The sequence below is a fragment of the Burkholderia sp. Ac-20384 genome (assembly GCF_017104605.1).
Classification (GTDB): domain Bacteria; phylum Pseudomonadota; class Gammaproteobacteria; order Burkholderiales; family Burkholderiaceae; genus Burkholderia; species Burkholderia lata.
Genome location: NZ_JAAGPE010000532.1, coordinates 1 through 3,369, shown reverse-complemented (window position 1 = coordinate 3,369; position 3,369 = coordinate 1). Strand labels below are relative to the sequence as shown.

The following is a 3,369-nucleotide window of genomic DNA, read 5'->3' as shown; positions in this document are numbered from 1 at the left end:
GGCCGAAGCTGCGGTGGCCGGCGCATGAGCACCGCTTCGCCGCTTCACGACGGGCCCGTCGCGCCGTCCGCATTCGACGTGCCGGCCCCCGCGCCGGCCGCGCAGCCGGTGCGCGGCATCCGGCTCGCGCTGCTGACGTTCGCGCTGTCGCTCGCGACCTTCATCGAGGTGCTCGACTCGACCGTGACGAACGTCGCGGTGCCGGCGATCTCCGGCAGTCTCGGCGTATCGAACAGCCAGGGCACGTGGGTGATCAGCTCGTATTCGGTCGCGGCCGCGATCGCGGTGCCGCTGACGGGCTGGCTCGCGCGCCGCGTCGGCGAGTTGCGGCTGTTCGTTGGCGCGGTGTTGCTGTTCACGCTGACGTCGCTGCTGTGCGGGCTCGCGCGCGACCTGCATGTGCTCGTGATCTGCCGCGCGCTGCAGGGGCTGTTTTCAGGGCCGATGGTGCCGCTGTCGCAGACGATCCTGCTGCGCACGTTCCCGCCGGACAAGCGCACGATCGCGCTCGCGCTGTGGGCGATGACGGTGCTGCTCGCGCCGATCTTCGGGCCGGTGGTCGGCGGCTGGATCGTCGACAACTTCTCGTGGCCGTGGATCTTCCTGATCAATTTGCCGATCGGGCTGTTCTCGTTCGCGGTCTGCACCGCGATGCTGCGCCCCGACGCGCAGCGCGGCGAGGCCGGCCCGATCGACGTGCCGGGCATCGTGCTGCTCGTGATCGGCGTCGGCTCGCTGCAGGCGATGCTCGATCTCGGCCACGATCGCGGCTGGTTCGGCTCGCCGCTGATCGTCACGCTCGCGGTGGTCGCAGGGTTATCGATCGTGTCGCTGCTGATCTGGGAAGCGGGCGAGGCGCATCCCGTCGTCGATCTCAGCCTGTTCCGCGATCGCACGTTCTCGTTCTGCGTGCTGATCATCTCGCTCGGGATGATGAGCTTCTCGGTGGTCGGCGTCGTGTTCCCGCTGTGGATGCAGGCCGTGATGGGCTACAACGCGTTCCACGCGGGGCTCGCGACCGCATCGCTCGGCGTGCTCGCGCTGGTGTTCTCGATCCTCGTCGGGCTCCATGCGCATCGCTTCGACGCGCGCGTGCTCGCGACCTTCGGCTTCCTCGTGTTCGCGGCCGTGCTCGCGTGGGATGCGCATTTCACGCTGAAGATGACGTTCGCGCAGATCGCGGCGCCGGGGCTGATCCAGGGGATCGGGTTGCCGTGCTTCTTCATTCCGCTGACCGCCGCGACGCTGTCGCGCATTCCGGACGACCGGCTCGCGGCCGCGTCGAGCCTGTCGAACTTCCTGCGCACGCTGTCCGCCGCGTTCGGCACCGCGATGAGCGTGACGCTGTGGGACAACCGCGCGACCTATCACTACGACGTCGTGTCGCAATCCGTCACGCATGCATCGGCGAACACGCAGCGCTTCGTGCACACGCTGAACGCGATGGGTGTGGATGGTGTGCGCGAGCTGACGACGCTGCACCAGGTCGTGATGCAGCAGGCCTACATGATGGCGACCAACGACATGTTCTGGATGGCGAGCATGACGTGCCTCGCACTCGCGGCATTGATGTGGCTGACGCGACCGAAACGCGGCGCGGCGGCGTCGTTCGGGCATTGAGGAGAGGAACATGACGACACTCGGCGCACTCGTGATCCTGTATCACCCGAGCGATGCGCAGCTCGACGCGCTCGGCGCATGGCGGCACGCGTGCGACGCGCTGCTCGTCGTCGACAACACGCCGCAGCCCGATGCACGGGCCAGCGAGCTGTGCGCACGCGAAGGCATCGTGCTGCTGCATCACGGCAATCGCGGCGGAATCGCGGGCGCGTACAACGCGGGGCTCGCGGCGCTGTTTCGCGACCGCATCGATGCCGTCGCGCTGTTCGACCAGGATTCGTCGGTGCCGGCCGCGTATTTCCCCGCGATGCGCGATGTCTGCGCGGGGCTTGGCAGGCGTGCATTCCTGGCCGGCCCGCGCATCTTCGACGAGAACGCGCGCAGCTTCCTGCCCGAACTGTCGACCAACGGGATCGGGCTGCGCCGCCTGCGGATCGAGCCGGGTGCGCCGCTGCAGCGCTGCGCGTTCCTGATCTCGTCGGGCTGCGTCGTGTCGCGCGACGCGTTCGACGTACTCGGCCGTTTCGACGAGACGCTGTTCATCGATCACGTCGATACCGAATACAGTTTCCGCGCGCTGTCGCGCAACGTGCCGCTCTATGTCGTGCCGTCGCTGGTGCTGCCGCACCGGATCGGCGCGAAGCAGCGTCACGCGATCGGCCCTTTTGAAATGACGTCGATGAATCACTCGTGGCAACGGCGCTATTACAGCGCACGCAATGCGGTGCAGCTCGGGATGCAGTACGGGCTGCGCTTTCCGGTCGCAATCGTGCCGAACCTGCTGACCGTGTGGCAGGTCGTGCAGATCGCGCTCGTCGAGCGCGACAAGCGCGCGAAGCTCGCCGGCATCCTGTTCGGCGTCGCGGACGGCTTGTTCGGCCGGCTCGGCCCGCTCGAACGCACGCGGCCGCGTCTGGCCGCGCGTGCGCAGCGCGTTCAGCAGGGATGAGGGGCGCGATGCGGCGTGAAGAAAAAGCGGCGAGCCTGCCACGTGGCTTGAAGGGCGGCTCGATGATGATCGCCGCCGCAGCCGTGTCGCTGGCGTTGGGCGGATGCGTGCCGTCGGGCTTCCTGCCGTCGCTGTCGTTGCACGCGCCGGCCGACGATGCGCTCGCGCATACGGCCGGCCCCGGTGTGAACGGCGCCTGGCCCGCGCCCGACTGGGTGAAGCAGTTGAAGGATCCGCAGCTCGACGCACTGGTTGCCGAGGCTTCGCAAAACAACCCCGATCTGCAGGTCGCGCAGGCGCGGCTGCGGATCGCGCAGGCGCAGCTTCAGCAGTTCGATTCGCTGACGGGGCTGACGGGCACGGCCGGCGCGACGGTCAGCCGCGCGCGGATGCCGAAGCCGGGCAACGACGTCGCCGACGTGTCGGTCAGCGGCTATCGCGTACCTGTCGAGATATTTGGCGATCCGAACACCTCGCCGTCGTCGGTGTTCGTCGGGCTGACTTACCAGCTCGACTTGTGGGGGAAGAACCGCGCCGCGACGAAGAGCCTGATGTCGCTGCGCGAAGCGGCGCGGGTCGAGGCCGAGCAGGTGCGGCTCACGCTGGCGGTGGCGATCGTCACCGTGTACTGCCAGCTCGACGAGGCGTATGCGAAGCAGGAGCTGTTGCAGCAGAAGCTGAAGGTCAGCCAGCGCGTGACGACCGTGCTGCGCGAGCGCACCGCGCGCGGGCTCGACAACGCGTACGACGCGAGCGACGCATCGATCAAGCGCAGCAAGCTGCTCGCGCAGATCGCGCTA

General features: G+C 68.2%; 3 protein-coding genes. All 3 read left to right on the top strand.

Translation table 11 applies throughout. The features are described 5' to 3' along the window. Nucleotides 1–24: 24 nt before the first annotated feature. On the top strand, nucleotides 25–1,620 hold the full coding sequence (locus G3O00_RS41210; protein WP_011354168.1) for a DHA2 family efflux MFS transporter permease subunit: 1,596 nt from the start codon (nucleotides 25–27) through the stop codon (nucleotides 1,618–1,620). Nucleotides 1,621–1,630: 10 nt separating this feature from the next. Next, a complete protein-coding gene (locus G3O00_RS41205; protein WP_206146438.1) occupies nucleotides 1,631–2,569 on the top strand; it encodes a glycosyltransferase family 2 protein in 939 nt (312 codons plus the stop codon). 8 nt (nucleotides 2,570–2,577) lie between these two features. Further along, nucleotides 2,578–3,369, top strand: a 792-nt coding sequence (locus G3O00_RS41200) for a TolC family protein (protein WP_206146437.1), incomplete at its 3' end; no start/stop codon positions are given.

Bases quoted from the DNA above. Each gene is read 5' to 3' on its own strand.
- G3O00_RS41210 (WP_011354168.1), top strand. From the start codon at position 25: ATGAGCACCGCTTCGCCGCTTCACGACGGGCCCGTCGCGCCGTCCGCA.
- G3O00_RS41205 (WP_206146438.1), top strand. From the start codon at position 1,631: ATGACGACACTCGGCGCACTCGTGATCCTGTATCACCCGAGCGATGCG.